This is a genomic window from Streptomyces albicerus (assembly GCF_008905045.1).
In the GTDB taxonomy this organism is placed as follows: Bacteria; Actinomycetota; Actinomycetes; order Streptomycetales; family Streptomycetaceae; genus Streptomyces; species Streptomyces albicerus.
The window spans coordinates 277599-294307 of the sequence record NZ_VWMY01000002.1 but is presented as its reverse complement, the minus strand read 5'-3'; the positions used below and the strand labels follow the sequence as shown (position 1 = coordinate 294307).

Annotated in this window: 11 protein-coding genes and 1 pseudogene; 10 read left to right on the top strand and 2 right to left on the bottom strand. The window is 71.4% G+C overall.

Translation table 11 applies throughout. The annotated features are described in order from the left end of the window. The first annotated feature begins 43 nt into the window (after positions 1 to 43). The 3 genes from GAS53_RS02885 to GAS53_RS57945 are packed head-to-tail and all read left to right on the top strand — an operon-like array spanning position 44 to position 3923. Positions 44 to 160, top strand: coding sequence for a SapB/AmfS family lanthipeptide (locus GAS53_RS02885; RefSeq protein WP_151475784.1), 117 nt, complete (start codon positions 44 to 46; stop codon positions 158 to 160). Beyond that, a complete protein-coding gene (locus tag GAS53_RS02880; RefSeq protein ID WP_404829167.1) occupies positions 151 to 1962 on the top strand; it encodes an ABC transporter ATP-binding protein in 1812 nt (603 codons plus the stop codon). Before GAS53_RS02885 ends, GAS53_RS02880 begins: the two co-directional genes overlap by 10 nt. Continuing rightward, complete coding sequence (locus tag GAS53_RS57945) at positions 1959 to 3923, top strand: ATP-binding cassette domain-containing protein (protein WP_151475783.1); 1965 nt, start codon at positions 1959 to 1961, stop codon at positions 3921 to 3923. Before GAS53_RS02880 ends, GAS53_RS57945 begins: the two co-directional genes overlap by 4 nt. Here GAS53_RS57945 and GAS53_RS57940 read toward each other — a convergent pair. Continuing rightward, positions 3849 to 4187, bottom strand: a pseudogene (locus GAS53_RS57940) (LuxR C-terminal-related transcriptional regulator); the annotation flags it as partial. The gene GAS53_RS57945 and the pseudogene GAS53_RS57940 overlap by 75 nt on opposite strands. A 468-nt stretch (positions 4188 to 4655) precedes the next feature. Between GAS53_RS57940 and GAS53_RS02870 the strand changes: the two are divergent. Next, positions 4656 to 6806, top strand: a complete 2151-nt coding sequence (locus tag GAS53_RS02870) for a SpoIIE family protein phosphatase (RefSeq protein WP_151475782.1) — start codon at positions 4656 to 4658, stop codon at positions 6804 to 6806. Between the two features lie 192 nt (positions 6807 to 6998). Here the strand turns inward: GAS53_RS02870 and GAS53_RS02865 are convergent, their stop codons facing one another. Continuing rightward, entirely contained in the window at positions 6999 to 8327 is a 1329-nt protein-coding gene (locus GAS53_RS02865) for a S1 family peptidase (RefSeq protein ID WP_151475781.1), read from the bottom strand. Positions 8328 to 8512: 185 nt separating this feature from the next. Between GAS53_RS02865 and GAS53_RS02860 the strand changes: the two genes are divergently transcribed. The 6 genes from GAS53_RS02860 to GAS53_RS02835 all read left to right on the top strand — a co-directional run bounded on the left by GAS53_RS02860 (position 8513) and on the right by GAS53_RS02835 (position 16709). After that, entirely contained in the window at positions 8513 to 8926 is a 414-nt protein-coding gene (locus GAS53_RS02860) for a PaaI family thioesterase (RefSeq protein WP_151475780.1), read from the top strand. A gap of 208 nt (positions 8927 to 9134) precedes the next feature. Further along, positions 9135 to 9830: a type 1 glutamine amidotransferase domain-containing protein gene (locus tag GAS53_RS02855; RefSeq protein WP_151475779.1), complete on the top strand. Its 696-nt coding sequence runs from the start codon at positions 9135 to 9137 to the stop codon at positions 9828 to 9830. 556 nt (positions 9831 to 10386) lie between these two features. Further along, positions 10387 to 10602, top strand: a complete 216-nt coding sequence (locus tag GAS53_RS02850) for a type A2 lantipeptide (protein WP_151475778.1) — start codon at positions 10387 to 10389, stop codon at positions 10600 to 10602. 128 nt (positions 10603 to 10730) lie between these two features. Beyond that, positions 10731 to 11537: an HlyD family efflux transporter periplasmic adaptor subunit gene (locus tag GAS53_RS02845; protein ID WP_151475777.1), complete on the top strand. Its 807-nt coding sequence runs from the start codon at positions 10731 to 10733 to the stop codon at positions 11535 to 11537. Positions 11538 to 11596: 59 nt separating this feature from the next. Further along, the gene (locus GAS53_RS02840) at positions 11597 to 13813 is read left to right on the top strand and encodes an NHLP family bacteriocin export ABC transporter peptidase/permease/ATPase subunit (RefSeq protein ID WP_151475820.1); all 2217 of its coding nucleotides are present in this window, start codon (positions 11597 to 11599) and stop codon (positions 13811 to 13813) included. Between the two features lie 127 nt (positions 13814 to 13940). After that, entirely contained in the window at positions 13941 to 16709 is a 2769-nt protein-coding gene (locus GAS53_RS02835; RefSeq protein ID WP_225858682.1) for an NHLP bacteriocin export ABC transporter permease/ATPase subunit, read from the top strand.

The following is a 16709-nucleotide window of genomic DNA, read 5'->3' as shown; positions in this document are numbered from 1 at the left end:
GTCGTGATCCAACCCCCGTCCCCCACAGGGAAAGGAAAACGACATGGCACTTCTCGACCTGCAGACGATGGAGACCGACGAGCACATGGACGGTGCCGCGAACAGCACCCTCAGCCTGCTCTCGTGCGTCAGCGCCGCCAGCATCACCCTGTGTCTCTGACAGCACCGCGTTCCTACGGCTCCGGGCGGTTCCCGACCCCTCGTGGGGAGGGGCCGCCCGGGGTCCTGCACGGTGGTGCGCTGTTGCGTGCGGCGACCCGGCACAGCGGCGTCCGCTGTGTGACCCTCGGGTTGTTGACCACGGCCGCGACGGCGGCGAGCCTGCTGCTGCCGGCCGCGCTGGGCCGGACCCTCGACGTCCTGCTGACGGATCCCTCCCGCGCCACGCGCTGGGTGCTGTACTGCACCGCCTTGGTACTCGCGCTCGCCGTGCTCGACGCGTGCGAGACGGTGCTCGGCGCGACCACGAACGCCCGGGCCACGGCGTGGCTGCGCGAGCGCCTGACAGGGCACGTGCTGGGCGTGGGACCGCGGGCCGCCGGCCGGTTCAGGCCGGGCGAACTCGTCGCGCGTCTGGTCGGCAACGCCGCACAGGCCGGAACCGCCCCGGCCGGCCTCGCCGGTGTCCTCGCCGCCCTGGCCGCTCCGGTCGGAGCTGTGGTGGCGCTCTGGTTGATCAACCCCTGGTTGGCGTTGGTGTTCCTGGGCGGGGCACCCGTCGTGGCGGCGGTGCTCCGGGCCTTCACGATCAACTCGTCGGAGTGCGTGGCGCGTTACCAGGACGCGCAGGGGCGGATCGCGGGCGCACTGTCGGAGGCCATCGGCGGTGCGCGCACCATCGCGGCGGGCGGAACCGCCGACAAGGAAGTGGCGCGCATCCTGCGGCCTCTCCCCGAACTGTCCCGCGAGGGCCACCGGATGTGGCGTGTCCAGGGGCGCGCCGCCGCGCAGGCCGTGGCGGTGGCGCCGCTGCTGCAGATCGCGGTGCTGGCCACGGCGGGCCTGCTGATCGCCCAACACCGGCTTTCCATCGGCGAGTTGCTCGCCGCCTCGCGGTACGCGGTGCTGGCGACGGGCGTCGGCATACTGGTCGGCCGGCTCGGCGGACTGGTCGAGGCGCGGGCTTCGGGGCGACGTCTCGGCGCCATGCTGGACGAGCCCGCGGCGACCTACGGGAAGCGTCATCTCCCGCCGGGACAGGGCCGGTTAGAACTGTGCGAGGTGACTGTCCGGCGTGCCGGGCGGACCGTGCTGGACGGTGTCGACCTCGTCGTGCCGGGCGGGACCACACTGGCCGTCGTCGGACGCTCGGGCACGGGCAAGTCACTGCTCGCCGCCGTCGCCGGACGGCTCGCCGACCCGGACAGCGGCGAAGTGCTGCTCGACGGAGTGCCGCTGCGCGAGCTGGACCGGCGCGAACTGCGCCGCGCGATCGGTTACGCCTTCGAACGCCCCGCCCTGCTCGGCGACACCATCGAAGACACGATCGGCTTCGGCCACCCTCCGCCGCCCCCGGACCGGATCCGGGCAGCCGCCCGTACCGCCCGCGCCGACGACTTCGTACACCGTCTGCCCCGCGGCTTCGCGACACCCTGCGCCGAAGCCCCGCTCTCCGGCGGCGAGTCCCAACGCCTCGGCCTGGCACGGGCGTTCGCCCGCGGCGGGCGGCTTCTGATCCTGGACGACGCGCTGTCGAGCCTCGACACGGTGACGGAACACCGCGTCACCGAGGCGCTCTTCCGCCATACGCCCGGAGGCAGCCGCCTGGTCGTCGCCCACCGGGCGTCCACGGCGGCGCGGGCGGACACGGTGGCGTGGCTGGACGGAGGGCGGGTGCGGGCGGTGGGGCGGCATGCGGAGTTGTGGGAAGTGGCCGAGTACCGGCGGGTGTTCGGGGGCGGTGCGGCCCCGTACGAGGGTGATGCGCCGCCGGGTGGCGAGCAGAGCGGAGGGAGCCGATGAGCTCCTCGGACCTACTGGACGACCGCCGGTCCGGAAGCGAGGCGCCGCGCGCCGAGCGCTCCGTGAGCCCGGCGTCGGACCGGCGCAGCGGCGTCCACCGGCGCGGACTGCGCTTCCTGTGGGCCAGGCGGAGCGTGGTCGTGCGGCTCGCCGCGTGGTCCGTGCTGGAGACGGGGCAGACCTTCCTCACCGGGTACGCGCTCGCGCGGGCCCTCGACGCGGGGTTCCTGGCGGGACGGGTGGGCGTCGGTCTCGGCTGGCTCGGCGCCGCCGCCGTCGCCGTGGTCGTCGGGGCGTATGGCACCGGGCGGGTCTACGGAGCCGTGGCAGCGCTGGTCGAGCCGTTGCGGGACCGGCTCGTGCGGAACGTGGTCGAGCGAGGGGTGCGGGACGCGGACAGGGGCGCGCTGTCCCGGCTCACCCAGCAGGTGGAGATCGCCCGCGACACCTTCGCCGGACTCGTGATGGTGTCGCGCTCGTTCGTGTTCACCGCCGCGGGCGCGCTCATCGGCCTGTTCTCGCTCGCGCCGCTGCTGGTGCTCGTGGTGGCGCCACCGCTCTTCGCCGGCCTGGCCCTGTTCGCGCTGACCCTGCGACCTCTGACCCGCCGCCAGGAGGCGTTCCTCGTCGCCGACGAGGATCTCGCCGCCCAACTGGGTGCCGTCTGCCCCGCGTTGCGGGACATCACCGCAGCCGGTGCCGAGGAACAGGTCGCCGCCGACGTGAGCGCGCGGATCGCGGCCGAGCAGCGCGCCGCGCGCTCCCTGGCCCGCTGGGGCGTCCTGCGCGTGGTGTCCCTCGCGATCGGCGGACAACTCCCGATCGTCCTCCTGCTCGCGACCGCCCCCTGGCTCCTCGCCCACGGCGTCACGCCCGGCGCCCTGGTGGGCGCCCTCGCCTACGTCACCCAGTCGCTGCTCCCGGCCCTCCAGAACCTGATCCACGGCCTGGGCACGAGCGGCTCCCGGCTGGCGGTCGTACTCCGCCGACTCACACCGGACGCCCCGGCACCGGCGACCGCCCCGATACGGAATTCGGCTCCCCCCTCAGCCGTCGCGCACTCCGCTCCTCCCCCCGCCGTCGCCCTCTCCTCCGTCACCTTCGCCTACGGCCCCTCCAGCGAGCCGGTCATCGAGGGCCTCGACCTGCTCATCCCCCATGGCACCCACCTGGCGATCGTGGGCCCGAGCGGCATCGGCAAGTCCACGCTCACGGCACTCATGGCCGGACTCCTCGAACCGACCAGGGGCTCCATCGACGTACGCCCGGTGCCCGGACACCCCGCGACACCCACTCGCGTACTGATCCCGCAGGAGGCATACGTCTTCACCGGCACGCTCGCCGAGAACCTCGGCCACCTGCGGCCGGCGCCCGTGCCGGAGGCGGAGCTGCTGGCCGCGGCCGAGGCCGTCGGTCTCACCGCTCTGCTCGACAGACTCGGCGGCCCGACGGCCTCCGTCGACCCCGGAGCCCTCTCCGCAGGGGAGCGCCAGCTCATCGCCCTGACCCGCGCCTACCTCGCGCACGCTCCCCTCGCCCTGCTCGACGAGGCGACCTGTCATCTGGACCCGGAGGCGGAGGACCGCGCGGAGCGCGCCTTCGCGCGGCGGAGCGGCACGCTCGTGGTGGTCGCGCACCGCGTCAGCTCCGCCCTCCGGGCCGACCGGGTCCTGGTCATGGACGGCCGTCGGACCGCGTACGGCAGCCATGGCGAGCTGCTGGAGCGGTCGCCGCTCTACCGCGACCTGGTCGGCACCTGGCAGCCGGCCGGCAAAGCCCCGGCCGACCGGCTGCCGGGGACGTCACAGCCAGCCCTCGCCCTGCGAGATGCGGATGGCGTCGACGCGGTTGCGGGCCCCGGTCTTCCGCGTGATCGCCGCCATGTAGTTGCGTACGGTCCCGTTGGACAGATGAAGGCTCCTGGCGATCTCCGCCACGGAGGCGCCCTCGGCGGCGAGTGAGAGCACACTCAGCTCCCGCCGGGTCAGCGGCATCCGGGCGGCCTTGAGGAAACCGAAGCCCAGCGAGTCGTCGACGAAGCGTTCTCCCTCGGACACGCGCCGTATCGCGGAGACCAGCCGCTCCGGTGGGCTCTCCTTGTCCACGTAACCGAGGGCCCCGGCGTCGAACGCGCGCCGCAGGAGACCGGGTCTGCGCCCCGTGGCCAGCACCAGCAGCCGGGGCTCCGTCCCGCCCCGCGGGCACAACTCGCCGAGCGGCGGCATCTCGTACGAGTCCACGCGCTCGAGATCCGCCGCGCAGACGTCGGGCCGTAAGGATCGAGCGCTCCCGGGCGCACCGCGCCACGGGGCGTCGAACACCGTCAAGTCGGGTTCACAGCGGAGCCACTGCGCCATGACCGACCGCACCAGACACACGTCGTGCACCAGAAGCACCCGGATCACATCCGTCCCTTCTGTCCTCCGCCCGACTGTTCCGTTGTGCTCTGCGCGTGCCCACTGGGGAGCGCGGCGCACCTGTCCGGGGCATGCAGAACCGGCCAACACGGTGCGCGGGAGCGCACGGGCGCGCACTCGCTCCGCGGCGCCCTCCGGTTCCGGGGGCATGGGCCGGCGACCAGGGGGTACACACACGCATCCGCCGGAGCCACCGCCCGGGCCGCTCGCCGTGCGGGAACCGCCCTCCCGAGGGAGCCTTGACCCCTGGGCTCCTTCGCGTGTCCGAGGGAGGAGGTGGTCGGCGTGTCCGAAGGGCAGGTGTCCGGGCAGGCACGGGAAGCCGCCCCGTCGCCGGTCGGCCGGCCGCTGCTGTCGCTGACGCTCGCCGCGCTCATGGACGACGTGCACGCGCACTCGGGCGCGGTGTATCTGCTGACTCCCGGGGAGCCGGTGCTGGAGATGGCGGTGATGGCCGGGCTGCCCAGGGCGTTCGCGGCGCCCTGGGAGCGGGTGGGGCTGAGCGCGCCGATCCCGGTGTCGGACGCGGCGCGCGAGCGGCGGCTCGTCTGGGTGGCCGGCGAGGAGGACATGGCCCGCCACTATCCGCGGATCGCCGTCGTCCTGCCGTACCCGTTCGCGCTGGCCGCGCTGCCCGTGGCGACCGACCGGGCCACCTACGGGGCGATCTTCGTGACCTGGCCGGGCACACGTCCGACAGAGCTGTCCGACCGGGAGCGGGACCACCTCATGGCCGCCTGCGACCGGCTCGCGCTGCGGCTGGAGCGGGCCGCCGAGGAGGGCCATCCGGTCCACCCGGAGCCCGATCTGCTCGCCCCGGCGTCGGTGGCGACCGTGGCCGGAACGCTCGGCACGGTGGAGGCCGCGCGGATGGTGGCGCGGCTGCCGTACGGGCTGTGCGCGCTCGATCTGCACGGCCGGATCAGCTTCGCCAACGCGGCGGCGGCCAAGCTGCTCGGCCTGCCGGTCAGCGGTCTGCTGGGCACCCAGCTGTGGGCGTCCGTGCCGTGGCTGAACGATCCGGTCTACGAGGACCGCTACCGTGCCGCGCTGATGAGCCAGCAGGTGACGTCGTTCGTGGCACTCCGGCCGCCGTCCGAGTGGCTGTCGTTCCGGCTCTATCCCAGTACGAACGGGCTGAGCCTGCGCATCAGCCGGGCGCGGGCCGTGGCGCAAGAAGGCCGCGCGGGGTTCCAGCACGGGGACACCGGCACACGCCTCGTCACCATCTCGCAGGTGCTGAGCCTGGCCGGGGCGCTCACCGAGGCGGTGGGCGTACAGGACGTGGTGCAGCTGGTGGCGGACGAGATCGCGCCCGCCGTCGGCAGCCAGGCGCTGGTGATCCTCGGCTCCCAAGGCGGCCGACTGCACGTTCTCGGGCACCGCGGCTATCCGGATCCGCATGTCGTGGAGCGGTTCGACGGGAGGCCGCTGACCGAGCAGACTCCGGGCGCGCACGCCCTGAGCAGTGGTGTGCCCGCCTTCTTCGACTCCCGCCAGCAGCTGGAGCGCCTCTATCCGGCCCGGCACGCCACGCCCGACGGCATGGCGGCCTGGGCGTATCTGCCGCTCATCGCATCCGGGCGGCCGGTCGGCACCTGTGTCCTCGCTTACGCCGAACCGCATCCCTTCCCAGCGGACGAGCGTGCCGTACTGACCAGTCTCAGCGGGCTGATCGCGCAGGCCCTCGAGCGCGCCCGCCTGTACGACGCGAAGCACCAGCTGGCGCACGGTCTGCAGGCCGCGCTGCTGCCGCACTCGCTGCCGTCGCTGCCCGGCATCGAGGCGGCCGCCCGCTATCTGCCCGCCACCCAGGGCATGGAGATCGGCGGCGACTTCTACGACCTGGTCCCGACGGCCGGCGAGGCCGCGGCGGTGATCGGGGACGTGCAGGGCCACAACGTCACCGCGGCCGGGCTGATGGGGCAGATCCGTACCGCCGTACGCGCCTACACGACCGTCGGCCAACGGCCCGGGGAGGTCATGAGCAGCACCAACCGGCTGCTGATCGACCTGGGTACCGATCTCTTCGCGAGCTGCGTCTATCTGCGTCTGGACCCGGCGCACGGCCAGGCTGTGATGGCCCGGGCCGGTCATCCGCCGCCCCTGCTGAGACGGCCGGACGGGAAGGTACGCGTGCTCGACCTGGCCGGCGGGCCACTGCTCGGCATCGACGCGGCCGCCACCTACCCGACGACCGATGTCGCGCTGCCGCCCGGCTCCCTGCTCGCCCTCTACACCGACGGTCTGATCGAGTCCCCCGGTGTGGACATCGAGGACGCCCTGGCCGGGCTCGCCGAGCGGCTCACCGAGATCGGCGACCGCCCGCTGGACGAGGTGGCCGACGGCCTCGTACGCCACAGCGGAACGGAACGGGAACGGGTCGACGACGTGGCACTGCTGCTGCTTCGGGCGCGGGTTGACTGACGGGTGCACCATCAGGGACGGGCGCCCGTCAGAGGCAGGCACCCGTCAGAGGAGCGGGGAACTGCGCGACCAGCCACAAACGGTCCGCAGACGACGTGCCACCCCAGGTCCCCCTCCACGCGCGAAGCGGCCCGGTCCTCCCGCCGGAGGACCGAGCCGCTCTGCCACGACCGTTACTGACGTACGGTCAGGTCACTGGTTGTTCGTCAGACCCGAGCCGTCCTCGGCCTGACCACCGACTCCGGCTTCCTCACCAGCGCCGGCCTCTTCGCCGGCACCAGCCTCTTCACCAGCACCGGCCTCTTCGCCGGCACCAGCCTCTTCACCAGCACCGGCTTCCTCGCCGGCACCAGCCTCTTCACCGGCACCAGCCTCTTCACCGGCGCCGGCCTCTTCGCCCGCGCCACCGGCGCCGGCGGCGCCGAGCGTCGCGCCGACCGCCTCCAGCGCGGTGGTCACCGGCTGGAAGAAGGTCTCGCCGCCGATGGTGCAGTCGCCGCTGCCGCCCGAGGTCAGGCCGATCGCGCTGCCGTCCGCGGTGAACAGGGAGCCGCCGCTGTCGCCGGGCTCGGCGCAGACGTTGGTCTGGATGAGACCGGTGACCGTGCCCTCCGGGTAGTTCACGGTGGCGTTGAGGCCGGTGACCTCACCCTCGTTCAGGCCCGTGGTGCTGCCCATCCGGATGACCGCCTGGCCGACCGCGGCCTCCGCGGCCTGCGTGATCTCCACGCTCTCCTGGCCGGTGTTCACCGTGCTGGGTGCCTCGGTCGCCGGGTCGTCGTACTTGACGAGGGCGAAGTCGCCCTCGCCGGGGAACGTGGCGGCCTCGACCGTGCCGATCGGCGCGCCGGCTTCCGAGTCCGACCACTCGGCGGTGGCGACACCGCAGTGGCCCGCCGTCAGGAAGGCCGGGGCGCCGTCGTCGGCGGTGACGTTGAAGCCGGCCGAGCAGCGGGCACCGCCGCCGAAGATGGCGTCACCGCCCTCGAGGAACGTCTTGAAGGTACCGGCGGACTTCTTGATGGTCGCCATGCCCGTACCGAGGCTCTGGACGGTCGACTCCACCTGGTCCCACTTTGCGCCCGTGACGGTGCTGTCGGCGGTGACCTGGATCTTGTTCGTCCGGGGGTCGACGGCCCACGAGGTGCCGGGGACGGTCGCCTCGGCCTTCAGCGTCTGCGAGGCCGCCGTGAGTTCGGCCGTGCTGTTCTCGACCTGACGGACGACGGCGCCCGCCTTCTCCCCCAGGATGATGTTGTTGTCGTCGCCCACGACATTGATGATGAGCTGCTGCTTGTCGGCGTCGTAGTACCCACCGGCATAGTCTTCACCGAGCAGTTCGGCCAGTTGGGAGGCGAGGTCAGACGCTTCCGCGGCCTTCACCGTTCTGGGGGCGGCACCTTCCGTCGCATCGGTCTGGGACGCCATCGCGTTGGGCAGGATGAGTGCTGCCGCACCGAGCGCCACCACACTTCCTGCGGCTATGACGGCCTTGCGCTTCGGTATCCGCTTGTGACTCAACTTCTTGACCTCCTGGGGACTGGGGGGTCCGAGCTACCGAATGGCAGCTGACTGCGGGCGCCTGGATGGCTGTAGGTACGCATGCGGTGCGTGTGGCGTTCAACGTCCTTTCTCAACTTCCTTTGCGAAAGCACGAATCACGTGTCCCAGGAGCCCTCCCGCCGACGGCGGGGAACAATGGCCGTATGACGCTGACCACCGCTGATGCGGACAAGATCCTCGCGGACAACTTCGCCCCCTGGGTGCTCGAACTCGGCCTGTCCGTCGAGACGCTGGACCACCGGCGGGCGGTGCTGCGGCTTCCCTGGTCCGATCGGCTCTCGCGGGAGGGCGGCTCGCTGTCCGGCCAGGCTCTGATGGCCGCGGCGGACACGGCGACGGTGATCGCGGTGTCGGCGGCGCGTGGCGCGTACGGGCCGATGACCACGGTCCAGCAGTCCACGACGTTCCAGCGTGCGGTCACGGACGCCGACGTGCTGATCGAGGTGGTCGTCACGAAGCTCGGCCGCCGGATGGCGTTCGCCGACATCACGATGACCGCCGAGGGCACGGAGGAAGTCGCCGCGCGCGCGAGCACGGTTTACGCGCTGCTCGGCTGAGATCCGTATTCCGTTCCGACGGATTCCGTTCCGATGCGTTCCGTTCCGATGCGTTCCGTTCCCACGCGTTCCGTTCCGGCGAGCAGAAGGGCGACATTCAGGGATACCGGGTCCATTCGGGTCTATTCCCGTGATGCCATTGGAAATCCGATGCCCCCCAATGGATCCCCTATTGGATCTCCGCGCCCCATCGGCCTACCTTCGAGTCATGTCGAAGATTCTTTTCGTAGTGACCGGTACCGATTTCTGGACTCTCGCCGACGGCACCAAGCACCCGACCGGCTTCTGGGCCGAGGAGGCCGTCGCCCCGTACGAGGCCTTCAAGGCCGCAGGGCACGAGGTCGTCGTGGCCACCCCGGGCGGTGTCGTGCCGACCGTGGACCGGGGCAGCCTGGCCGCCGAGTTCAACGGCGGCCAGGAGGGTGCCGACAAGGTCGCCGCCGCCCTCGACTCGTTCACCGAGCTGCAGCACCCGATCCGTCTGGAGGACGTGGACCTCGACGAGTACGCGGCCGTCTTCTACCCCGGCGGCCACGGCCCCATGGAGGACCTCGCCGTCAACACCGACTCGGGCCGGCTCCTCACCCTCGCCCTGGAGTCGGGCAAGCCGCTCGGCGTCGTCTGCCACGGCCCGGCCGCGCTGCTGGCCGCCACGAAGGGGGACGGCGGAAACGCCTTCGCGGGCCGCCGCCTGACCGGCTTCACCAACACGGAGGAGACCCAGGCCGGTTTGGCCGACAAGGCCAGGTGGCTGCTCCAGGACCGTCTGGTGGAGATCGGCGCCGACTTCCAGGAGGGCGAGCCGTGGGCCCCGTACGTGGTCGTCGACCGCAACCTCGTCACCGGCCAGAACCCCGCCTCCTCCGCCCCGCTCGCCGCCGAGCTCATCAAGAAGCTCGGCTGAGCCGTAGGACCTCGTCCGCAGTAAGGGCGTTCCGGAGAAGCCCATCTGACGGTTCCTCAAGAAGTAGGTCCGACACCACTCCCGTAACAGAGGCCATCGGCTTGCACTCCGCTACCACGCAGTAACAGCCCGTTCGTGGGATGGAGCGGAATCCCGGCTTCAGCAAATCTGCACATCGAATACGCACTCGGGTCACGGCACGCGACGAATCTGCACAGCGGATCGTCGCGTGCCGCGTCTTTGGCGAGGTGTGCCCGATTCGGGTTCGCGGCCTTCGTCACTGAAATGTGAATCACCCCGGGGGCATGTGAAGAAGTCGCCACCGAGGCGTGCGCACGCCTGCACGGATGAGCCGATCCGGGACTCAAATGCCCTGATCACATAGGCCGTTGATTGGATGCGCGGCGCGGCACCGTGCTTTGATCCTTTGCACCGCGGGGGTCACTCGACGGTTCCCGGTTCCGGGATCCGGATGCCCGCGTGCGCGGCCGACCATCTGTCCCCCAGAGGGGGCCGCTCCCCCCTTGTGAATATCAATAGGAAGGGAAGTTCCACCATGAACTCCACCCCCCAGGTTGCGACCGTCGAGATCTCCGACGCCGAGCTCGACAACGTCTCCGGCGGCCTTTCGGTCAACGCGCTCGGCACCGTCACGGGCATCGTCGACGGCATCGCCCCGGTTTCCGGCCTGGTCGACACCGCCGTTGGCACCGTCGAGGGCGCGACCGGGCTGAACACCGCCCCGGTCACGGGCCTGGTCGCCGGTCTCTGATCACCTCTGTGATCGCATAGCGTGCCGTGAGTCCCGGAACCGCTTGCCGGTTCCGGGACTTACGGATGCCGTAACCCAGTCGGCTCGCCAGAGCCGCTCATCAGTTTCTCGCAGGTGAGGGAAGACCCGTGCAGTTCCGCCAACAGGCCCTCGCCAAGCTCCAGTCGCCGGAAGAGCTGGACCTCCCGGTGCGCTTCGCCCGCCCCCAGGGGTGGCTCGTGCTGTCCGTGACGGTGGTCGTCATGGCGGCCGCGTCGGTCTGGGCCGTGACGGGTTCCGTGGCGTCCACGGTGAGCGCGCCCGCCATCCTCACGCACGGGCAGGGCAGTTACCTCCTGCAGAGCCCCGTCTCCGGCCAGGTCACCGCGGTCCTCGTCGAGCAGGGCCGGCGGATCGCCGCGAACGCTCCCGTGCTCAAGGTCCGTACGGAAAAGGGCGAAACGGTCGTACGCAGTGTCGCCGCGGGTCGGGTCACCGGGCTCGCCGCCACGATCGGCGCGATCATCACCACAGGCACGAACGTCGCCGCCGTGGAGAAGGTCGCCGACGCGGACGACCCGCTGTACGCGACGGTGTACGTGCCCGCCGAGAACGCCGCCACGATCCCCTCGAACGCCGCCGTCGATCTCACCGTCCAGTCCGCGCCCACCCAGCAGTACGGGGTGCTGCGCGGCCATGTGAAGTCGGTCGACCGGGCCGCCCAGAGCGAGCAGCAGATCGCCGCCTTCCTCGGCGACAGCCAGCTGGGCGAGCAGTTCACGAAGAAGGGCAGGCCGGTGGCCGTTCTCGTCCGGCTCGACCGGTCGTCGGGCACGAAGTCCGGCTACAAGTGGTCCTCCGCGGAGGGTCCGCCGTTCCGGCTGAGCTCCATGACCGCGGCCTCCGGCTCGATCCGCCTGGACGATCAGCGTCCGATCGATTGGCTGCTCCCGTGACCGCCCCCCAGGACAGCACCGCCACCACCGCCACCGGCGCGGGCACCGCGGGATCGCAACTGCCGCCGCCGGTACGGGGCCGCCGCCGCGCCACGCCGCCCAAGCGCACCGTCCCCAAAGGCCGGGTCAAGACCGTCCGTACGCCCACCGTCCTGCAGATGGAGGCCGTGGAGTGCGGCGCCGCCTCGCTCGCGATGGTGCTCGGTCACTACGGCCGGCACATCCCGCTGGAGGAACTGCGCATCGCCTGCGGCGTCTCGCGCGACGGCTCACGCGCCAGCAACCTGCTGAAGGCGGCGCGCAGTTACGACCTGACGGCCAAGGGCATGCAGATGGACACGGCGGCGCTCGCCGAGGTGCGGGCACCGGCCATCCTGTTCTGGGAGTTCAACCACTACGTCGTCTACGACGGCATGGGGCGGCGCTTCGGCAGGCGCGGGGTGCACATCAACGACCCCGGCAAGGGCCGCCGTTTCGTCCCCATGGAGGACTTCGACACCAGCTTCACCGGTGTCGTGCTGGTCCTGGAACCGGGGCCGGACTTCAAGAAGGGCGGCCGCAAGCCGGGTGTCATGGGCGCCATGCCGGCCCGGCTGCGCGGCACGTCGGGCACCATGCCGGCCGCGGTCCTGGCGAGCCTGTTGCTGGTGGCGGTCGGGGCGGCGGTGCCCGCGCTCAGCCGCACCTACATCGACATGTTCCTGATCGGCGGGCAGACCTCGCTGCTCGGGGTGCTGTTCGCGTCGATGGGCGCGACGGTACTGCTGACGGTCGTGCTGACCTGGCTGCAACAGGCGAACCTGCTGCGCGGCCGCATCATCTCGTCCACGCTCAGCAGCGCGAAGTTCCTCCGGCATCTGCTGCGCCTGCCGGTCACCTTCTTCTCCCAGCGCAGCCCGGCCGACCTGGTGCAGCGGCTCCAGTCGAACGACGCGGTGGCCGAGACACTGGCCCGGGACCTCGCGGCGGCGGGCGTGGACGCGGTCGTCGTGGTCCTCTACGCCGTGCTGCTCTACACCTACGACCCGCAGCTCACCGCCGTGGGCATCGGGGTCGCGCTGCTCAACATCGTGGCGATGCGCGTGGTGATCCGGCTGCGCGCGACGCGTACGGCCAAGCTGCGGGCCGACAGCGCGCGGCTCACCAACACGGCGTACACCGGCCTCCAGTTGATCGAGACGATGAAGGCGACCGGCGGCGAGGAGGGCTACTTCCGCAAGTGGGCCGGGCAGCACGCCACCACGCTGGAGGAACAGCAGCGCCTCGGCGTGCCGAGTGCCTGGCTGGGGGTGGTGGCGCCGACGCTGGCGACGCTCAACAGCGCGCTCATCCTGTGGATCGGCGGTATGCGGGCCGTGGAGGGGCACATATCCGTCGGTCTGCTCGTCGCGTTCCAGGCGCTGGTGACCCGCTTCACCGCGCCGATCACCCGGCTCAACGGCGTCGCGGGGCGTATCCAGGACTTCGCGGCGGACGTGGCCCGGCTGAAGGACGTCGAGAACTTCGCGGCCGACCCCCTCTACTCACGCCGGGGCGCGAGCGACAGCACCCGCAGGCTGCACGGCCATGTGGAGCTGGAAAACATCACGTTCGGCTACAGCCCGCTCGACAAGCCGCTCCTTTCCGGTTTCTCACTGACCGTCGGCCCGGGCCAGCAGGTCGCCCTCGTCGGCGGCTCCGGCAGCGGCAAGTCCACGGTGTCCAGGCTGATTTCGGGGCTCTACGCGCCTTGGGAGGGCGTGATCCGGATCGACGGGCAGCGTCTGGAGGACATCCCGCGGGGCGCGCTCGCGGCCTCCGTCTCCTTCGTCGACCAGGACGTGTTCCTGTTCGAGGGCACGGTCCGCGACAACATCGCGCTGTGGGATCCGTCGGTCCCGGACGAGGCCGTGGTCGCAGCGCTGGAGGACGCGGCGCTGTACGACGTCGTGATGCGCCGCCCCGGCGGTATCCAGAGCCGTGTCGAGCAGGACGGGCGCAACTTCTCCGGCGGCCAGCGCCAACGCCTGGAGATCGCACGGGCGTTGGTGCGCAGGCCCAGCATCCTGGTCCTCGACGAGGTGACGAGCGCCCTGGACGCGGAGACCGAGCAGATCGTCATGGACAACCTCCGCAAGCGCGGCTGCGCCTGCGTGGTGATCGCGCACCGGCTCAGCACCGTGCGCGACAGCGACGAGATCGTGGTCCTGCAGCACGGCACGATCGTGGAACGCGGGCGTCACGACGCCCTGGTGGCGGCCGGCGGCGCGTACGCCGAGCTGGTCAGGGAGCGATGAGATGACGTCCGCGTACCAACAGAACCAGCAGAACCAGCAGTACGAACAGAGCGAGCAGTACGAACAGAGCGGGCAGCACCAACAGCCCGTCACCGAGGGCGACTACGTACTCGCCGCGCTCGGTGGCATGGGCACCCCGGTCGACGGCTCCGGCCTCAACCGGCTGGACCTCGAAGGCCCGCACGTGCTGTGGCTCGTCGCGTCCGGCGCCATGGACCTGTTCGCCGTCGACGCCGCCCAGCAGGGCCACTGGCATCACCTCGGCCGCCTCGAAGCGGGCTCGCTGCTGCTCGGCCCGGTCGCGGGACCCCAGCACACCCTCGTGGGCAGGCCGCTGCGCGAGTGCGTCCTGCGCCGCATCTCTCTGCGCGAGCTGTACCAGCCCCCGCAGACAGAGACCTGGACGTACGACGCGTACGGCAACCCCCAGTACGTACCCCCGGCGACGAGCCCGCTGGAGTACGCCCTCTCGCTCGGCGTCGGCCGCGGTCTGGCCATCCTGTTCGAGGCGCCCCTCGCGACCGAGCGGGGCGCGGCGCTGACGGACGAAGACATCCTGTGGATGCAGGTGCCGCCGGGCAGTGTGCAGTACGGCTCCATGTACGGCGCCGAAGCCGCGGCCGATCTGCTGGTCGACCCGGCGATGTGGCAGGCCATGGTCGACCAGCAGTACCGGCTGCTGGCCACGCTCGACCGCTGGATCGAGCAGCTGGAGCGCACCCACGAGAACCGTACGGCCGCGGGCATCAAGGCCGGCGAAGCGGTCCGCGCCCAAGCCGACCGAACACTCCTGGCCTCCATATCCAAGCGCTCGGCGTCGGGCCCGGGCGCGGCGGACGCCGATGCCACGTACGCCGCCTGCAGGCTCGTCGCCCGCGCGGCCGGGATCACCCTGGCCGACCCCGCGCAGGGCGGCGCGGAGAGCGACCGCCTCGACCCCGTCGAGCGGATCGCGCTCGCCTCCCGGGTCCGGGCGCGTGCCGTACGGCTCGACGGGCGCTGGTGGCACGACAACATCGGTCCCCTGGTGGGGCACCGGGTCGCGTCCGGCGCCCCGGCCGCGCTGCTGTGGCGGCGCGGCGGTTACGTGGCGGTGCATCCGTCGAGCGGGCGTGAGACGCCGGTGGAGAAGGCCAACGCGGCGGAGTTCGAGCCGCGTGCGGTGATGTTCTACCGGCCGCTGCCCGAGCGCCGGTTGAGCCCGCTGCGGCTGCTGCGGTTCAGCCTCCAGGGCACCGGCGGCGACATGCGCAACCTCGCGATCAGCGGGCTGGTGACGGTGGCGCTGGGTGCGCTGGTGCCGATCGCCACCGGGAAGGTGCTCGGCGAGTACGTGCCGAAGGCCCAGGAGAGCCTGATCGTCCAGTTCTGTCTGGCCATCATGATCGCCAGTGTGGTGTCGGCGGCGTTCATGCTGATGCAGAACCTCACCATGCTGCGGGTGGAGGGCCGTATCGAGGCCACGCTCCAACCGGCCGTGTGGGACCGGCTGTTGCGGCTGCCGACGAAGTTCTTCACCTCTCGCTCCACGGGTGAGCTGGCCAGTGCCGCCATGGGTATCAGCGCCATCCGCCGCATGATGGCGGGCGTCGGCCCCGTGGTCGTCCAGTCGGTCACGGTCGGCGCGATGAACCTCGCCCTGCTGTTCTGGTACAGCGTGCCCATGGCACTCGCCGCGATCGGCATGCTCGTCGTGATCGCCGCGGTGTTCCTGGGGCTCGGGCTGTGGCAGGTGCGCTGGCAGCGCCGGCTGGTCGTGCTCAGCAACAAGCTCAACAACCAGGCCTTCCAGACCCTGCGGGGCCTGCCCAAACTGCGGGTCGCGGCGGCGGAGAACTACGCGTACGCGGCCTGGGCGAGCGAGTTCGCGCGCAGCCGTGAGCTGCAACAGCGAGTGGGCCGGATCAAGAACCTCACGACGGTGCTGGGCGCGGTGTACCTGCCGCTCTGCTCCCTCATCATGTTCATGTTGCTGGCGGGCCCCGCGCGCGGCTCCCTTTCGGCCGCCGCCTTCCTGACGTTCAACACCTCGATGACCATGCTGCTGACTTCGGTCACCCAGCTGACAGGCTCGTTCGTCTCGATGGTCGCCGCGCTGCCGATGTTCGAGGAGATCAAGCCGGTCCTCGACGCGACGCCCGAGGTGCGGGTGGCGAGCACGCGCCCCGCCGAACTGTCCGGCGCCATCGAGGCGAAGAAGCTGTCCTTCCGGTACACCGACGACGGGCCGCTCGTCCTCGACGATGTGTCCTTCGCGATCGGGCCGGGCGAGTTCGTCGCGATCGTCGGCCCCAGCGGCTGCGGCAAGTCCACCCTGCTGCGGCTGCTCATCGGCTTCGACAAACCGGTCTCGGGAAGTGTTCTGTACGACGGCCAGGATCTGGCCGCACTCGACCAGTCGGCCGTACGCCGCCAGTGCGGTGTCGTGCTCCAGCACGCGCAGCCGTTCACCGGCTCGATCCTGGACGTCATCTGCGGCACCGAGCCCTACACGCCCGAGGAGGCGATGGCGGCCGCCGAGATGGCCGGTCTCGCCGAGGACATCAAGCGCATGCCGATGGGCCTGCACACGATCGTCTCCGGCAGTGGCGCGATCTCCGGCGGCCAGCGCCAGCGGCTGATGATCGCCCAGGCCCTGATCCGCCGCCCGCGCATCCTCTTCTTCGACGAGGCGACCAGCGCCCTCGACAACGAGACCCAGCGCACGGTGATCGAGAGCACCCGCGCGCTCAACGCCACGCGCGTGGTGATCGCGCACCGTCTGTCCACCGTCATGGACGCGGACCGCGTCATCGTGATGGAGGACGGCCGGGTCGCCCAGCAGGGCCCGCCCGCACAGCTGTTGGCGGACACGGGCGGGCGGCTGCACGAGCTGGTGCGGCGGCAGATGCAGTGA

Coding starts and splice junctions, on each gene's coding strand:
- GAS53_RS02885 (WP_151475784.1), top strand. CDS start 44: ATGGCACTTCTCGACCTGCAGACGATGGAGACCGACGAGCACATGGAC.
- GAS53_RS57945 (WP_151475783.1), top strand. CDS start 1,959: ATGAGCTCCTCGGACCTACTGGACGACCGCCGGTCCGGAAGCGAGGCG.
- GAS53_RS02860 (WP_151475780.1), top strand. CDS start 8,513: ATGACGCTGACCACCGCTGATGCGGACAAGATCCTCGCGGACAACTTC.
- GAS53_RS02855 (WP_151475779.1), top strand. CDS start 9,135: ATGTCGAAGATTCTTTTCGTAGTGACCGGTACCGATTTCTGGACTCTC.
- GAS53_RS02850 (WP_151475778.1), top strand. CDS start 10,387: ATGAACTCCACCCCCCAGGTTGCGACCGTCGAGATCTCCGACGCCGAG.
- GAS53_RS02835 (WP_225858682.1), top strand. CDS start 13,941: ATGGGCACCCCGGTCGACGGCTCCGGCCTCAACCGGCTGGACCTCGAA.